This window comes from Natrinema sp. CRL1, from assembly GCF_059162405.1.
The window spans coordinates 958,756-974,733 of record NZ_JBLVOY010000002.1 but is presented as its reverse complement, the minus strand read 5'-3'; the positions used below and the strand labels follow the sequence as shown (position 1 = coordinate 974,733).

Here is a 15,978-nt window from a genome sequence, read left to right as displayed (position 1 = left end):
ACGGCGACTGGGTCTCCCGTTGCTCGACCTTATTCAGGGAGATGAAATCCACCAGAGAGACAGGTGAAACGATTCGACCTTAGAATAGACCACTGATAAATCCGACACCCATGATGATGAGGACGGTTGCGGAGAACGCCGGGAGATACGGCATATACTGCTCGACTTTCTCTTCGGAGTGCTGATAGCCTGCGATCAACAGCATCGTCAGACCGACGATACCCACGATAACGGTGATGGCGTATGCACTCATCAGTTCGAGACAGTAGTTCGACCCGGCACAGAGCGCGATGATCTCGAACTCCTCTTCGTGGGCGAACCCGAGAACGAATGCGAACCACGCAATACCGAGAAGGCTCCGGTCGGCGGCCTCGTCGTGGTCATGCGAGTGTCCGTGGTCGGAGTTGTGGTGATCGGAGTCGTGGTCACCATCGTGGTTGCCGTGAGAATGTCCGTGAACGTACTCACGGATGCCGAGCGCGATGAGTAAGACACCGGCCACGAGACTAACTGGTCCACCGATTTGAATGCTACCGAGAATCGTAATCGGCTCATTGACTCGTGTGAGATTGAAGTACGCTTTCGCGTAGAAGAATGCTCCGACCATCGCAATACTACTGATGAGGTGGCCGACGCCGAGGATGAAACTCGCCGCGAACCCGTACACCCACTTGTTCGTTTGGTCGAGCGCATAGGATGCGGCAACGGGCCAGCCGTGGCCCGGTTCGATGCCGTGAACGGCACCGAGTGCCACCGCTCCGAGAAAGAGCCCGAGCGCGTCACCGTGTAACATCTACGGAAAAGTCTGTTGAGGACGCGAATAACGGTTGTTAATACCGCATCGGGGGAATCGTCATACTGCGGACCCTCTTGTAGGAGAAGGACGTATCAGTAGCCGTGCGAACGAGTTTCAACATCCCAGACGAGGTAGTCGAGGAGTTCGACCGGGTGTGGACGGAACAGGGGATCGAAAACCGGTCGCGGGCCGTCCGAGAGGCGATGCTGGAGTATATCGAATCACATACTCGCCTTGAGGAGACAACTGAGGAGGTCGTTGCCCTCGTCGCGTTCGATTATCGCCACCACGAAGTGATACAGGAACTCCACGCCGTCCAGCACGGATATCAGGACGTGATTCTCAATACGAGTCATACTCACCAGGGCGAGTGGTGTCTCGAATCACTATTCTGCCGAGGCTCCGCCGAGCGGGTCCGTGAACTGACGTACCGTCTCCGTGATTTCGATGGTGTGCGCCGCGTGAAGCTGATGGTCATCCGTGATAGTGGGTTGTAAATCCACGACCCAGCTACACAGCAATCGGAAGGATTTCAACCGATATCGTCCGGTAAAAGCGGTAGTAAACCCGGTTAGTGCTATCTCTTGTCCCTTTGCTCGATCTTTTCAAATGGATGAAATAAACCAGACATACTACTGAACTGTTTTGATGGAAACCATCAGCCACTCACTAGTGGTAAGATTCTTTGTCTGTGGTAACATAGCCCCATCTATGTCAGCAGAGACGGACGGGCAGGGACGGCTGTACATCCCAAAAGAGGTACGCGAGAAGTATGGCCAGAAGTATCACATCGTTATGTATGAGGACAGAATCGAGTTGATTCCGGTCGCGGACGACCCACTTGCTGCTGTCCGCGAGGCGGCAGGCGAACTTCACGATGCATCAGTCAAGGAAATTCGAGAGGATATCGAGGCGGAGGCGAAAGACGAGGCTGAGGAAGCCGGCGGCGACAGATGACGGTGTACGTCGAGACGGATTTCCTGCTCGCACTCGCTAAAGACACTGATTGGTTGCAGGGTTCCGCTGAGGACGCTCTCGGCGAGTACGACGTCGAAACGTCACCGTTCTCGTATCTCGAACTCCTCCTCGCCAGAGAACGCTACGAGTTCGACTACGTTCCGCTGGTGGCGAACTTGCTCGAACTCGTCCCTGTGCGGAACGAGGAAGAGAAACAGGTAGTTCTGAAAGCTGTTAACTACTACGACGATGGAATGACATCGTTCGACGCCTTCCACGCGGCGACTGCGGAAACGCGAGGGATGGACGTACTCTCCTCTGAGAAGGACTACGAAGATATCGAAGTAGAACGAGTCTCACTCGAACCGACCAACGAGGAATGACTCCGGACGGTGGATACAGTCACAGCTGAACGAAGCGTGATACTCGTATTGGTTGTCGTGGCCGCGTATGCAACAGACTCGCGTCGAATCTTCCGGCTGCTCATCAAGTCTGAAACTTCGTATGGTGGCGTCGAGAATCGTCCCCGCCTCACTAATACGCAGCCAGAAGCTCTGCAACAGCCGTTCGTATCCCTACCGACTCTCTCGCTGCTCAACCTTGTTCAGTTCGATCAACAGCCGGAAGATCGCCTTGACCAGATTCGCGTCGACGTCGAACTGTTCAGCGTTGTCGCCCGCTCGCTCCATGACCTGTTGTTCCTGTTTCTCGTCGGTTGTCGGCAGGCCCTGTTCGTCTTTGACCGCCGCGATCGTATCCGCGACGTACGTTCGCTGGGCGATCAGTTCGACGATTTCCTGATCGATCGTCCGAATCTCCTCGCGCAGTTCGTCGAGGTCCATCTCTTCCGGCGTGCGTTCCTCCTCGTCGATTCCACCGTCGGTCGCCGCGTCCGTTGGCTCTCGAGTCATTGTATTTGTGTCCCGTCCGTTCGCGTCCGCAGTAATCGTGTCGTTCCGTCGCGCTCGTCCCAGCGCTGTTCGACCGCCTCGAGTGTCTCTTGCTCGCCGACGGCGACGTAGCTCGGTCCGGTTCCGGACAGCGAAACGCCGGCGACGTCGGGCATGGCGTCGACCATCGGCCCGGTCGGGAACTCGAGTGCGGCCGCGAAGGCGAAGCCGTTGACGGTCATCGCCTCGGCGTAGCGGCCGTCGAGTGCGAGTTCCTCGACGAGTCGGGCCATCGGGGCGATCCGCTCGCAAGCCGAGACGTCTGCATCGGCGCTGTAAGACTGTTCTGGCGGGGTGTAGACCAACGCCGTCCAGTCGATCTCTTCGCGAGCGAGCAACGTGTCGGTCGTGTTGTCGGTCACTGTCACGCCGCCGAGCATGCTCGCGCTGGCGTCGTCGAACGCGCCGGTGGCGGTTACGCCGGCGTCGCGGGCGGCCCGGACGCCGAGTCGGCAGGCCTCGATCCGCTCGACCGAATCGGCGACCTCGAGGGCGGAAAGCGTCGCGAGCACCGTCGCGTTGGCCGCGGCACTGGAACTCTTCAGGCCGGCGGCCATCGGGATCTCGCTTTCGGTGCGGACGCGAGCGCCCACGTCCGTCTCGTCCAATCCGGCCGCGTCGGCGTACTTCGAGACCGTCAGTTCGACACAGCGCTCAATGAGCGTCGCGTCGGCGTCGGGTCGGCCGGCGATGTCGCCGACGATCTCGCCGTCACTCGTGAGTTCGACGGTCGCCGTCGTCTCGAGGTCGATCGCAAAGGCCGACCCCGTACCGGTCGCGAGTGCGTTGAGTACCGTCCCGGCTGCGGGGGCGACAGCACGGCCATCCATACCACAAGCGACTCAGACCGCGTATTTACGGCTGACGGTCTCGGCGAACTGGAGCGACGGCGGGCGTTTCGGTCTGCAGGTGTTTCGGTCTGCAGGTGGGGCATCCGATCCGATCGGACGACAGACGACCCGGCAACTGGAACACACCGCTTTTCCCCGATCCGACCGAACGAACGCACATGAGCGCGCGCAACAACGTCGCCCCCAGCACGATCGGCGTCGATTTCGTCGACGGTGGCGTGGTCGTCGAGTACCACGACGGCCGGGAAGTGTTCTACCACGGCCCGCCCGAACCCGTCGAGGGCCCCCTCTCGACCCCGCCGGGCAAGGAGGTCCACGTTCTCGTCACCGACCCCGACGGCGTCGAGGGCGTCATGACCTACGTCAACGACCGGAACACCCACGACGACATCCTCGAGACGACCGGCGTCGGCCGCGTGATGCTCGATCGCGACGACGAGGAGGAGCTGTTCCCAGGTGTGACCGTCGCGACGGAGGCCTATTCGATCCGCGTCGACGCCGACCTCTCGCTCGTCGACGGTCGCGTTTTCGTCTTCGCGGAGGACGAGATGAGCGAACACGCCTACGAACTCGTCGAGGACGCCGACTGATGCCGCTGCAGAAACCCTGGCGCGACCTCGAGCGGGAGACGGTCGCCGCCGCGCCGGACCGGCCCGGCGTCTACGAACTCGGCGACGGATCGGGGACGGTGCTCGCGGTCGACCACGGCGTCCTCCGGGACGAACTCAAGACGGCGCTGGCCTACGGCGACGGCGACCGCGTTCGCTGGACGGAGACCCACACGCTCGAGGGGGCGCGCGATCTCGCCGACGAGCACCGCGACCGACTCGAGTGATCCGATCGCGGAGGAAGGTTGGTTCGGGTCGGTCGTACGATTGGTTCACTGAATGTAGGTTGGATCGGAGCCGTCACACCGCTGCTCGTGTTCCGACGCGTCCGACTGCTCGTCGAAGAGTAGCCCGCAGGTCTCACACTCGTACCAGGTGGCGTCGTCGCGCTCTGTCTGGACTACCATGGTAGACGGTGGAACACGGACGATAAAAGGCGTTTCTCCGGTCCCTGCAGCCGAACCCGATGAATGCCCCCGAACCGGTCCTCAGGCGTCGAGTTCGGTGAGTTCGTCGACGTCCGGAATCGCCTCGCTCGCGCTGGTGATCTGTTGCATGCGCTGTTCGTGTTTCGTGTACGCGTAGTCGGCCAGATCGGACGGGCTCGGCCCGGGCCCCGCCTCGGTGCTGGCCCCGTCGTCGCCGGTCAGGCTCTCCTGGACGAGCGGCACCAGTTCGTCGATCGTCTCGCGGAGCAGGTCGGGCTCGACCTCGCCCTCGCTGACGAGGGACTTGAGTTTCGCCATCCCGAAGCCGACGTGGCGTCCCTCGTCGCCGCGGACCAGTTTGAGCCCCTCGACCAGTCCGGGCAGGTCGGGCAGGTCGGGTTCGTTCTCACCGTAGGCGAGGGTGAGTCCGTAGTAGCCGGTCTGGGCCAGGATCCCCTCGATGGTCAGGTGGTAGTGACAGTAGGCTCTCGCGCGGTTGTCCGGCGTGTCTTCCTCAAGGAGTCGTGCCATCGCCTGCTCGTTGCGCTCGAACAGTTCGTCGTAGGGCTCGTTGAACCACATCTCGTCGGTCGGCGAGGTGAGGTCCTGCCCGCGGCGTTGCTCTTCCGGACGGACCACTTCGCGCCAGTAACGGTCGAAGAAGTTGGTGTGTTTTGACTCCTCGTAGAGCTGTGTCGTGATGAACATCTGATCGCCGATATCCTCGAGGACGACCGCAAGCGGCGCGAGGTCCTCGGTCACGGACTCCTCGCCCGCGCCGAACAGCGCGAGCGATTGCTTGAGCCCCCGAAAAGCCGGGTCGGGGAGGTCGGCAACCCCCTCGCGGTCCGCCTCGAGGTCGACCTCGTGTGGGTCCCAGTGTTTCTCGACCGCGTTGCGGTAGTAGTTGTACGATCGAACCGTCGTCTCGAGTTGCAGTGGCGGCTGGTCGTCGGATCCCATTCGTACCCGAACATATGCGTCGATCCCCGATCAACCTGTATCTAACTCATAAGGGTATTTAAGTGCAGTCGGACGAAAGCAAACGCATGGGCCTCATCGCGGAGTTCCAGCTCAACTCCCCGGATCTGCCGTTGACGGACGCGATGTCGGTCGTCCCGGACGTGACGCTCTACATCGAACGGATCCTCGTCGTCGACCCCGACCGCCCGGTCGTTCTCTGTCGGACCGCGGGGACTGCCGACGGCTTCGCGGCGGCGCTCGCAGACGATCCGACGGTCGAGACCTCACGACGGATCGACGAGCGAGCGGAGGGAACGATGTATCGGATCAGGCTCCGGGACCCGCCGCTTCCGATCTATCGGAAGTACATCGAACTCGGAACGACGCCGCTGGGCGGGATCGTGACCGTCGACGGCTGGTGGGCACGGGCGCGGTTTCCGGACAGGGAGGCGCTCGCGGAGTACCGGGCGTTCTGTACGGATCGAGGCGGGACCTTCAAACTCGAGCGGCTCACCCGGGAGTCGTCGTCGGACGACCCGCCGTTCGGACTCACCCGCGAGCAGTACGAGGCGCTGGTCGCGGCCCGCGAGGCGGGCTACTTCGAGGTTCCGCGGGCGGCGTCGACCGAGGACATCGGCGATCGACTGGGAATTTCGGCTCCCTCTGCCTCCGAACGGCTGCGACGCGGCATCGATCGGCTCCTCGAAAACGCGCTCTGAGCGGACTCGAGTCCGGTCTCGGTAGTCGCCCGAGTCGCCCGACGGGGACGGGACAATTCTCAAGGCGACCGACGCGAAAGGAATGGCTATGAGTTCGTCGGAATCGGACGGCGTGACGCTGTCGGTTCGGGCTGCGGAGAAGGGAGACGCCGGCCGGGGCGTCGCGCGGATCCCCGAACCGGCACGGCGACAGCTCGGTATTCTCAGCGGCGACACCGTCGTCATCGAGGGCGACGAGACGACCGTCGCCAAGATGTGGCCCGCAGACCAGTCGGTCCCCGAGAACGCGGTCCAGATCGACGGCGATACGCGGGCCAACGCCGGCGTCCACGTCGGCGATACGGTCACCGTCCGGGCGAAAGACAAGTCGGCCATCACCGACGCAGATCGGGTCACGCTGGTCGCACCCCCTGGTCTTCCCGACCGCCAGCGGCGAGCCGCCGAGAGCGAAGCGACGGAGAAACTGCGCAACCGGCCGGTTCGTGCCGGCGAACAGGTCCGGATCGAGGGGATCGACCAACAGCCGTTCAGAGTGACCGACACGGACCCGGACGGCGACGTTCGCATCACGGACGCGACGACGATCCGGATCGTCGACGCCGACATCGGAGCGGGCGATACAGCGGCCTCGAGCGGCTCCCGAACTGGTGGCCGCAGCCGCGACCGGCAATCGGGAAAATCGACCGCGACCGACTCCGGCTCCGGCTCTGAGGTCGCGGCCAACGAGCCCGAACCCAGTCCGAGTTCCGGGGTCACCTACGAGGATATCGGCGGGTTAGACGAGGAACTCGAGCAGGTCCGCGAGATGATCGAACTCCCGCTGTCGGAGCCGGAGCTGTTCCGACGACTCGGCGTCGAGCCGCCGTCGGGCGTCCTGCTGTACGGCCCACCCGGCACGGGAAAGACGCTGATCGCCCGCGCGGTCGCCAACGAGGTCGACGCCCGTTTCGAGACGATTTCCGGGCCGGAGATCATGTCGAAGTACAAAGGGGAGAGCGAAGAGCGGCTCCGCGACGTGTTCGAAACGGCGGAAGCTAATGCGCCGACGATCATCTTCTTCGACGAGATCGACTCGATCGCCGGCACCCGCGACGACGAGGGCGACGCCGAAAACCGGATCGTCGGCCAACTGCTGACCCTGATGGATGGCCTTGACGCCCGCGGCGAGGTGATCGTCATCGGCGCGACCAACCGCGTCGACGCGATCGATCCCGCGCTCCGCCGGGGTGGCCGCTTCGACCGCGAGATCCAGATCGGCGTCCCCGACGAGGCGGGTCGCCGGGAGATCCTCGAGGTCCACACCCGCGGCATGCCACTGGCCGACGATGTCGATATTGCGGCCATCGCGCGACGAACACACGGTTTTGTCGGAGCGGATCTAGACGCTGTTGCGAGCGAGGCCGCGATGGCTGCGATCCGCGATCGGCCGACCGATAGCGACGAACAACAGGCGTGGAACCGGAATCCGACGGTTCGAAAGACCCACTTCGACGCCGCGCTCGCGTCCGTCGAACCCTCGGCCATGCGCGAGTACGTTGCCGAGTCGCCGACTACCGATTTCTCCGACGTCGGCGGATTAGAGGCGGCCAAACAGACGCTCCGCGAATCAGTCGAGTGGCCGCTGACTTACGACCGGCTCTTCGAGGAGACGAACACCGACCCGCCGTCGGGCGTCCTCCTGTACGGTCCGCCTGGGACCGGAAAGACACTGCTCGCACGCGCGCTCGCGGGCGAAACCGACGTTAATTTCGTCCGCGTCGACGGCCCCGAGATCGTCGACCGCTACGTCGGCGAGAGCGAGAAGGCGATCCGCGAGGTGTTCGAGCGCGCCCGCCAGTCGGCCCCGTCGATCGTCTTCTTCGACGAGATCGACGCCATCGCGGCCGCCCGGGGCGAGGGCCACGAGGTCACCGAACGCGTCGTCTCACAGCTCTTGACCGAACTCGACGGCATGCGCGAAAATCCCAACCTTGTCGTCCTGGCCGCGACCAACCGCAAGGACCAGATCGACCCCGCACTGCTCCGTCCCGGCCGACTTGACACCCACGTCTTCGTCGGCGAGCCGGACCTCGAGGCCCGCGAGAAGATTCTCGAAGTCCACGCACAGGGGAAACCACTCAGTGACGATATCGACATCTCCGAACTCGCGGCCGAACTCGAGGGCTACACCGGGGCCGACCTCGAGGCCCTGATCAGGAACGCCTCGATGCGAGCGATCCGCGAGGTCGCGAGCGAGTACGATCCCGAGACGGCAAACGAGAAGGCGTCGACGGTCCGCATCGAACGCCACCATATCGAGGCCGCTCGAGACGAGACCGACGGCGTGATGTGAGCCTGACACCGCCGATTCGACACTCATTCTGACCTATTGTGCCGCTGAATCCGGCTCGTTGGCCGACAGCAACTCCAGTTCGGCGGGAGTCCTCATCTGTAATCAGCGAGGGAATCCCAGCCTTTAGACTGGGTGGGGGAATCGCGTCACTTGACTACGCTGTCCACCGATCATTCCCCCTTTTAGAACCCAACTGCTCTTGCGCGTATAGCATTATTCCTTTCCAAGTCAGTCCGTGATGCTTCTTTGTCTCTTTCAACTGTTCGTACTGATCGTTGTCTACCCCGAAGTTGATGTTTGGCACAAACTATTCTCAACTGAAGCGGTAGCGCGGAGCCTCCCTCCTCAAGGAACGAACGACACGAGTGAGTGGAGAGGTGCGCGTTCGTTCCGCCTCAAAGCGCATACTTATAAGCATAGAGGTGACTACATTAAAATAGTGGGAGACGACTACGTGCGTCGGACGGCAATCACTCGTCTTGAGGTAACTGACGAGCAACGCGCCCTTCTCGAAGAGACGATTTCCGAGTGGAAGCGTGGTTGCCAAATCGCCACTAATATGGCGTGGGGCACGTGCAACGCCAAGAGCGACATACAGCCTCTCGCCTACGACGATGTACGCGACCAAACCGACCTCGGGAGTCAGCACGCGATTCTCGCCACCCATCAAGCCGCACAAGCCATCACCGGCTGTATCGAACGCCGGTCCAACGGAAAAGAAGTGAGTAAGCCAACGTTCGCCGCACCCACGGTGAAGTACGACACCCGGACCATGACGCTATTCAATGACGATACCGTCTCGCTCTCGACCACGGAGAGTCGTGTCCGGTGTCAGCTTGCCCTTCCCAACGCCGACGATGGATACCAGCGCCAGTACCTCGACTCAGACGAATGGAGCGTCACGGAAAGTACACTCACCGCTCGTGACAGAGACTACTTCTTGCATATCGGGTTCCGCCGACACAAGAACGATACTGAGCGGAACACCGCCGAGGACGGGACGGTTCTCGGGGTTGACCTCGGTATCGAAAACCTTGCCGTCACAAGTACCGCCTCCTTTTTCAGTGGGCGGGAGTTAACCCATGAGCTCCGTGAATTTGAGAAGGTACGCGCCGGGTTACAACAGACTGGGACACGAAGCGCCCACCGAACGCTCGAACAGTCGAGTAGGCGGGAACTCCGATACATCCGAGACGTACTCCACCGTGTGTCGAACGCCATCATTGCGGAAGCACTCCGATACGAATGTAACGTGGTTGCGTTCGAGAACTTGACCCACATCCGCGACCGCACGGGAGCGTCGTGGGGTCACAAGTGGGCGTTCCGAACGCTAGTCGAGCAAGTAGAGTACAAGGCCGAAACGGTCGGTATCTTGGTGAAGCACGTTGGGTCGGCGTACACCTCGAAACGGTGCGCCGAGTGTGGCTTCACGTCGGATGAGAATCGCCCAGCTCGAAGTGACTTCTGGTGTCAGAGTTGCGGGTCGGAAGCGAACGCGGATTACAACGCGGCGAAGAACATCGGTATGCGGTATGTCCGTCGAAGCCAACAGTCGTCTCGGCGGACGGGCGACAGTCAACTCGCCCTACAGTCTGGAACGGTGACGCCGAGCGGCGGATTCACCGCCCACCCGGAAAGGTTTGAGGCCGAGTTCATGGACAAGCCCCACCCTCCACGAGCGAACCCGTCAGGGTGAGCGAAGTAGGGTGGGGTAGTTGACATACGAAGCCGCGGGAATCGGTCCGTAAGTTTCGTACTCGGACGCGACGCCGCCCTCGCCGACGGACCGGTCTGTCGTCTCGGTTCCTACCGCGCGCTCGACGGGAGCGACGGCGCAACCGTCCACCTCGATCTGGACGCTCCCCACGCGGTGTTGCTCGTCGGCAAGCGCGGCTACGGAAAATCCTACACGATGGGTGTCATCGCGGAAGGGCTCGCGCGGTCGCGGGGCGTCGCCCCCGTGATCGTCGATCCAATGGGCGCGTTCGACACGCTATCACGGCCTGCTACCGGCGACGCCGTCCCTGCACGCGTGATCGACGACCCGGCCGTCGCGCCCGGCGTCAGTCTCGTCGCCGCGACACAGCGGCCCAGCGCCGTCCCCGAGGTCGGCATCTCCCAGTCGGACATCCTCGTCTCGCACCGACTGACCGCTCGGGAGGATTTAGCTGCGCTCGAGAGTGCCCAGCCAACGTATATGAACGGTTCACTGGCCGATGCGGAGCGCTTGCCCGACTCTCCGGGCGAGGTCGTCGTGATCGACGACGCGACGGAGACGGTTCACGCGGCGCGGGTTCGGTCCCGCGACACGCCACACGGAGGCGACAGTCCGAACGCGAGTGACAGCGTGCCCGGTGGCGGCTGACGCGGGGATCCAAACGAGACGAGTAGCGGTTTCTCCAGGACACGAGTTCGAATTCCGCATCGTCACTTGAGCGATAGTTGGCACTGAAAATTGGAACGCTGAAAACGGAAAATCGAACCGGCGATAGACGGTCGCGGCTGTACCGACGATTACTGGAAGCCGATACGACTGCCGCGGCGACCCGACGGGTCCGGCCCGCCGCTCGTGCCGCCCTGGAACTCCTCTTCGATCTGCTCGTAGTAGTCGAGGATATCGTCGGTGATGGTCGGCCGGACGTTCTCCATGGCCTGCCGGAAGTGACGCATCTCGACGATGTCTGCTTCCTCGTCCTCGCGCAGCGCCTCGATGGCTGCTTCGCGGGCGATCGACTCGAGGTCGCTACCCACGTAACCGTCCGTGATCTCGGCAATCTCCCGCAGCGTAACGTCTGCGGCCAGTGGCGTATCCTGCGTGTGGATATCGAGGATGCGCTCGCGGCCGTCGACGTCGGGTTCGCCGATCATGACCAGCCGGTCGAATCGACCCGAGCGCAGCAGTGCGGGATCGATCATGTCCGGTCGGTTGGTCGCGCCGATGACCATTACGTTGCCCATCTCCTCGAGGCCGTCGAGTTCGGTCAGGAGTTGGTTGACGACGCGCTCGGAGACGTTCGAGCCGGTCTCACCGCCCCGGCCCGGGGCGAGTGCATCGAGCTCGTCGAAGAAGATGACCGTCGGCGAGACCTGCCGAGCCTTGCGGAAGGTCTGGCGGATGGCCTTCTCTGACTCGCCGACCCACTTGCTGAGTAGTTGCGGGCCGCGAACCGAGATGAAGTTCGCGTTCGTCTCGTTGGCGACGGCCTTCGCCATCAGCGTCTTCCCGGTCCCCGGCGGGCCATAGAGCAACACGCCGGCCGGCGGATCGATCCCCAGCCGCTCGAACCGCTCGGGGGTCGAGAGCGGCCATTCGACGGACTCTTGGACCTGTTCTTTGGCCTCGTGGAGGCCGCCGACGTCGTCCCATGAGATCTTCGGGAGTTCGACGAGTACCTCCCGCATCGCCGAGGGCTCGACTTCGTTCAACGCGCCGCTGAAGTCCTCGCGCTTGACGATCATCCGATCGATCAGGCTCGGCGGGATGTCCTCCTCGTCGAGATCGATCTCCGGGAGGTAGCGTCGCAGCGCTTTCATCGCGGCTTCCTTGGTCAGGCTCTCGATGTCGGCACCGACGAAGCCGTGGGTCTCGTCGGCGAGGTGACCGAGGCTAACGTCGTCGGAAAGCGGCATGCCGCGGGTGTGGATCTGCAGGATCTCCTCGCGGCCCGTTTCGTCCGGCACGCCGATCTCGATCTCGCGGTCGAAGCGGCCGGGACGGCGCAGTGCGGGGTCGACCGAATCGACGCGGTTGGTCGCGGCGATGACGATGACCTGGCCTCGAGACTCGAGGCCGTCCATCATCGTCAGCAGTTGGGCGACGACGCGGCGTTCGACCTCGCCGGTGACGTCTTCGCGTTTGGGCGCGATGGAGTCGAGTTCGTCGATGAAGATGATCGACGGCGACTCCTCAGTGGCATCTTCGAAGATCTCACGGAGTTGCTGTTCGGACTCGCCGTAGTACTTCGAGATGATCTCCGGCCCGGCGATAGAGAAGAAACTGGCGGAGGTCTCGTTGGCGACGGCCTTGGCGAGCAGGGTTTTCCCGGTGCCCGGCGGGCCGTGCAAGAGCACGCCCTGTGGCGGCTCGATGCCGAGTTTCTTGAAGATCTGTGGATGCTTCATCGGGAGCTCGACCATCTCCCGGACTCGCTGGATCTCGTTTTGCAGGCCGCCGATATCCTCGTATGTGATCCCGCCTCCGGTCTTCTCGAAGCCCGAGATGGGTTCCTCGCGGAGTTCGACGTCGGTGTCTTCCGTGATGAGGACGACACCTTCGGGTTCGGTTTCGACGGCGATCAGCGGGATCGCTTGGCCCGGCGACCGCATGAACGGGTGGTTCGTCGAGGACATCACGGGAACGATGTCACGGCCGACGACCGGGCGCTTGAGGATCTGCCGTTTCACCATACCGGCGGCGTCGGAGCCGAACTGAACCGACGCCTCTTCCGGCGGTGCAAGCGTGAGCTTGTCGGCTTTCGTCGCTTCGGCCTTCCGGATCGTGACCCGCTCGCCGATACCGACGTCCGCGTTCTGGCGGGTGAAGCCGTCGATACGGACCGTGTCGGTGTTCCAGTCCTGCCGGTCTGCACGCCAGACTTTCGCGGCAGTCGTATCTGCACCCTCGATCTCGATGATGTCGCCCGGACTCAACTTCAAATGCAACAGCGTGTCCGGGTCGAGTCGGGCGATACCACGACCCGAGTCGTTCGGGTATGCCTTCGCAACCTCCAGTTGAACTTCGTTCATGATTTAGGGATGGACCGCGATGTCAATGACTCCGATACGTGCGCGGATAGGTTTTTTGCTAGGGTGAGTCATTTCCTGTGCTAGTATCTATCACACACGGGTAGGACCGGACACTACAAAGATGTACCGGCATCGGTTGGTTTTGGCCCTATCGACACCCCTTCTGTGGGAACGAGGACAGTGGCTTTTTGCGTCTTCCGCCCCCCAGCGGAGGTATGCGAGTCCTCGCCTTCGACGGCCGCATGGGTGCCAGCGGCGACATGATCCTCGCCGCCCTCCTCGACGCCGGTGCCGACCCCGACTCCCTCGAGCCCGTCACCGACGCCCTCGAGGTGGCGTATCGAATCGACGAGGTAGACAAGAGCGGAATCGCCGCGACGACGGTCGACGTGGTTCTGACGGACGAAGACGCTGACGCCGATGGCAAGCACGATCACGGGGAATCCGAGAGCGGCCACGACCACGGCCACGAGCACGATCATGACCACGGCCACAGCCACGATACGCACGGTCACGGAGACGAGGTCCCCGCCGAAGGTCACGGTCCCCACCGCAGCTACCTCGAGGTCCGCGACATCGTCACGGGGATGGGCCTCGAGCCGGCGATCGAACGCGATGCGCTCGCCGTCTTCGAACTGCTCGGCGAGGCCGAAGCCAGCGTCCACGGCGAGAACCTCGAGGACATCCACTTCCACGAGGTGGGGGCCGATGACGCGATCGCGGACGTGGTCGGTGCCGTCGCCTTGCTCCACGACCTCGAGCCCGACCGGGTCGTCACCACGCCGTTGTCGACCGGCGGCGGAACGGTGACGATGAGCCACGGCGAGTACCCCGTACCGACGCCGGCGGTCGTCGAGATCGCACAACGAGCCGACTGGTCGCTGCGCGGCGGCCCGGTCGATGCGGAACTCCTGACGCCGACCGGTGCCGCGATTCTCGGTCACGTCGCCGACGGCGTCGACTCGTTGCCCGCCCTGGACCTCGAGGCCGCGGGCAACGGCGCGGGCGGCTACGATCTCGATCCGCACCCGAACGTGCTTCGGGTCTTGGTCGGGGCCGGCGAGAGCGGCGGCGAACTCGTCGAGGACGACATCGCGGTCCTCGAGACGAATCTCGACGACGCGACCCCGGAAGTGCTGGGTGGACTACAGGAAACTCTCGCGGGCGTGGGCGCGCGAGACGTTACGATTCTTCCCGCGACGATGAAAAAGTCCCGTCCGGGCCATCTCGTGAAGGTCATCTGCAAGCCCGCGGATCGGGAACGCGTCGCTCGAGCGCTGGCCGAAGAAACCGGGACGTTGGGCGTTCGCGATGCCGGCGTGACCCATCGTTGGATCGCGAACCGAGCGTTCGAGACCGTGACGCTCGAGGTAGACGGCGAGGAGTACGAGGTTCCCGTGAAAATCGCGAGCGATGCCGATGGCGAGGTCTACGACGTGAGCGCGGAGTACGACGAGGCGGCGAAGGTGGCTCGAGAGACCGATCTATCGACTCGAGATGTCCTTCGATGGGCGGAAGCCAGAGTTGAATCACGGACCGAAAACGACTGAATATGTTAAAAATGGAGGGCGTTTAGACGGAACTGTCCGATCGCATCTTGCGAAAAAACAATGGGATGGTCGCGACGGCGCTAATCAGCTTTAGAGGCTGTCGCCGAGGAAGGTCGCGAAGAGATCGTCGAAGTCGATCTCAGTTTCGAACTCGTCGTCGTCGCTGGCTTCGGAGTCCGCGTCGGCACTCGTATCGGAGGCGACTCCAACGTTGCTAGAGATCGTGGTCGTGTTCTCGACGTTCGCGTCGTTGCTCTGGTCGACGTCTTGGCCCTGGACCGCGGTCGTCTCAGCGTTGCTCGTGTCCGAGCTACTGTATGACGATGCGACCTGCGTCTGCTCGTTACTGTTGCTCTGATCGACATCGACGGTCGTCTCCGCGGATGATTCCTGCTCGATGTCGTCGACATCGATATCAGAGTCAGCATCGGCGTCTGCATCAGAGTCCGCCTGTGCCGCCGCTGTTCCTGCAGCCCCCATAAATGCGAGGCCGCCGATTAGTGCTACCGTCAGTGCGAGCGTGAGTGCGCGTTTCATATTGGTTCGGTCACCGTGTTGCAGTCGGGCACCACGCGTGTCAACCACAACGAGCGGACCCCTCGAGGAGGGAACCTCCTCGTTCGACAGCGCTGTCGCTTGGCGCGAAACTGGCTGTCTCCTCCCGGTCTCCCGCTGTGGCGCGTTGCCCAGTCGCTACTCATACCAGTATCCCATTTGAACCCGGCAAACGGTTTCGAGGCGAATCGCGGCATTAGCGGGGCTGATCGGGTCGCTTATTACCTCAAGTGGCTCGTTCACCCGCTGTCGGCAGAAACTGTCGTCGTTTCGCCGACCCTATTGAGGGACCGGCCTGCGGTTTCAGGCGCGACCGTCCCCCGCGCCGCCCCGGAAATGGTTACTGTGTAACGGTTGCTGATCGGCTATACGCTGCTAATTTCCGACTTCGATTACCGAAACGGTCATCGGCTCGAGACCGTTCGGTGCATTTTGGTAATTTGCCGGCATGAGAGACCCGAATCAAATATATGATGGTTTCGGTCGCGGCTTGTACTTCCGCGACGCCCATCGAAGCCTCCGA

Annotated in this window: 17 protein-coding genes; 10 read left to right on the top strand and 7 right to left on the bottom strand. The window is 62.7% G+C overall.

Features of this window, described 5'->3' with window-relative positions; translation table 11 throughout:
• Positions 1-79 precede the first annotated feature (79 nt).
• The gene (locus ACJYUO_RS10650) at positions 80-793 is read right to left on the bottom strand and encodes a hypothetical protein (protein WP_494345344.1); all 714 of its coding nucleotides are present in this window, start codon (positions 791-793) and stop codon (positions 80-82) included.
• A gap of 104 nt (positions 794-897) precedes the next feature.
• Here ACJYUO_RS10650 and ACJYUO_RS10645 point away from each other — a divergent pair, with 104 nt between their 5' ends.
• The 3 genes from ACJYUO_RS10645 to ACJYUO_RS10635 all read left to right on the top strand — a co-directional run bounded on the left by ACJYUO_RS10645 (position 898) and on the right by ACJYUO_RS10635 (position 2,136).
• Positions 898-1,293, top strand: coding sequence for a CopG family ribbon-helix-helix protein (locus tag ACJYUO_RS10645; protein ID WP_494345343.1), 396 nt, complete (start codon positions 898-900; stop codon positions 1,291-1,293).
• A gap of 214 nt (positions 1,294-1,507) precedes the next feature.
• A complete protein-coding gene (locus ACJYUO_RS10640) occupies positions 1,508-1,753 on the top strand; it encodes an AbrB/MazE/SpoVT family DNA-binding domain-containing protein (RefSeq protein ID WP_494345342.1) in 246 nt (81 codons plus the stop codon).
• A complete protein-coding gene (locus tag ACJYUO_RS10635; RefSeq protein WP_494345341.1) occupies positions 1,750-2,136 on the top strand; it encodes a PIN domain-containing protein in 387 nt (128 codons plus the stop codon). Before ACJYUO_RS10640 ends, ACJYUO_RS10635 begins: the two co-directional genes overlap by 4 nt.
• 192 nt (positions 2,137-2,328) lie before the next feature.
• On the opposite strand, the gene ACJYUO_RS10630 is transcribed toward ACJYUO_RS10635, so the two are convergent.
• Both ACJYUO_RS10630 and ACJYUO_RS10625 read right to left on the bottom strand, forming a co-directional pair.
• Entirely contained in the window at positions 2,329-2,664 is a 336-nt protein-coding gene (locus tag ACJYUO_RS10630; protein WP_494345340.1) for a chorismate mutase, read from the bottom strand.
• Positions 2,661-3,533, bottom strand: coding sequence for a shikimate kinase (locus ACJYUO_RS10625; protein ID WP_494345339.1), 873 nt, complete (start codon positions 3,531-3,533; stop codon positions 2,661-2,663). The genes ACJYUO_RS10630 and ACJYUO_RS10625 overlap by 4 nt, the downstream gene beginning before the upstream one ends.
• Before the next feature lie 179 nt (positions 3,534-3,712).
• Here ACJYUO_RS10625 and ACJYUO_RS10620 point away from each other — a divergent pair, with 179 nt between their 5' ends.
• Complete coding sequence (locus ACJYUO_RS10620; RefSeq protein WP_494345338.1) at positions 3,713-4,144, top strand: DUF5796 family protein; 432 nt, start codon at positions 3,713-3,715, stop codon at positions 4,142-4,144.
• A complete protein-coding gene (locus tag ACJYUO_RS10615; protein WP_494345337.1) occupies positions 4,144-4,389 on the top strand; it encodes a DUF7508 domain-containing protein in 246 nt (81 codons plus the stop codon). The genes ACJYUO_RS10620 and ACJYUO_RS10615 overlap by 1 nt, the downstream gene beginning before the upstream one ends.
• 45 nt (positions 4,390-4,434) lie before the next feature.
• Here ACJYUO_RS10615 and ACJYUO_RS10610 read toward each other — a convergent pair whose 3' ends face one another.
• Both ACJYUO_RS10610 and ACJYUO_RS10605 read right to left on the bottom strand, forming a co-directional pair.
• Complete coding sequence (locus ACJYUO_RS10610) at positions 4,435-4,569, bottom strand: DUF7128 family protein (protein ID WP_494345336.1); 135 nt, start codon at positions 4,567-4,569, stop codon at positions 4,435-4,437.
• Positions 4,570-4,650: 81 nt separating this feature from the next.
• Entirely contained in the window at positions 4,651-5,553 is a 903-nt protein-coding gene (locus ACJYUO_RS10605; RefSeq protein WP_494345335.1) for a ribonucleotide-diphosphate reductase subunit beta, read from the bottom strand.
• 86 nt (positions 5,554-5,639) lie between these two features.
• On the opposite strand from ACJYUO_RS10605, the gene ACJYUO_RS10600 reads away from it, so the two are divergent.
• From ACJYUO_RS10600 to ACJYUO_RS10585, 4 genes are all read left to right on the top strand, one after another.
• Positions 5,640-6,272 carry a helix-turn-helix domain-containing protein gene (locus tag ACJYUO_RS10600; RefSeq protein ID WP_494345334.1) on the top strand — a complete coding sequence of 211 codons (633 nt, stop codon included), beginning with the start codon at positions 5,640-5,642 and terminating at the stop codon, positions 6,270-6,272.
• Positions 6,273-6,360: 88 nt separating this feature from the next.
• A complete protein-coding gene (locus ACJYUO_RS10595) occupies positions 6,361-8,604 on the top strand; it encodes an AAA family ATPase (protein ID WP_494345333.1) in 2,244 nt (747 codons plus the stop codon).
• 439 nt (positions 8,605-9,043) lie between these two features.
• Positions 9,044-10,300, top strand: coding sequence for an RNA-guided endonuclease InsQ/TnpB family protein (locus ACJYUO_RS10590; protein WP_494345332.1), 1,257 nt, complete (start codon positions 9,044-9,046; stop codon positions 10,298-10,300).
• 24 nt (positions 10,301-10,324) lie between these two features.
• Complete coding sequence (locus tag ACJYUO_RS10585) at positions 10,325-10,969, top strand: helicase HerA domain-containing protein (protein ID WP_494345392.1); 645 nt, start codon at positions 10,325-10,327, stop codon at positions 10,967-10,969.
• A 149-nt stretch (positions 10,970-11,118) separates the two neighbouring features.
• On the opposite strand, the gene ACJYUO_RS10580 is transcribed toward ACJYUO_RS10585, so the two are convergent.
• Positions 11,119-13,350 carry a CDC48 family AAA ATPase gene (locus tag ACJYUO_RS10580; RefSeq protein ID WP_494345331.1) on the bottom strand — a complete coding sequence of 744 codons (2,232 nt, stop codon included), beginning with the start codon at positions 13,348-13,350 and terminating at the stop codon, positions 11,119-11,121.
• 215 nt (positions 13,351-13,565) lie between these two features.
• Between ACJYUO_RS10580 and larC the strand changes: the two genes are divergently transcribed.
• Positions 13,566-14,900, top strand: a complete 1,335-nt coding sequence (gene larC, locus ACJYUO_RS10575) for a nickel pincer cofactor biosynthesis protein LarC (protein WP_494345330.1) — start codon at positions 13,566-13,568, stop codon at positions 14,898-14,900.
• Positions 14,901-14,990: 90 nt separating this feature from the next.
• Here larC and ACJYUO_RS10570 read toward each other — a convergent pair whose 3' ends face one another.
• Positions 14,991-15,437 carry a hypothetical protein gene (locus ACJYUO_RS10570; RefSeq protein ID WP_494345329.1) on the bottom strand — a complete coding sequence of 149 codons (447 nt, stop codon included), beginning with the start codon at positions 15,435-15,437 and terminating at the stop codon, positions 14,991-14,993.
• Between the last annotated feature and the right edge of the window lie 541 nt (positions 15,438-15,978).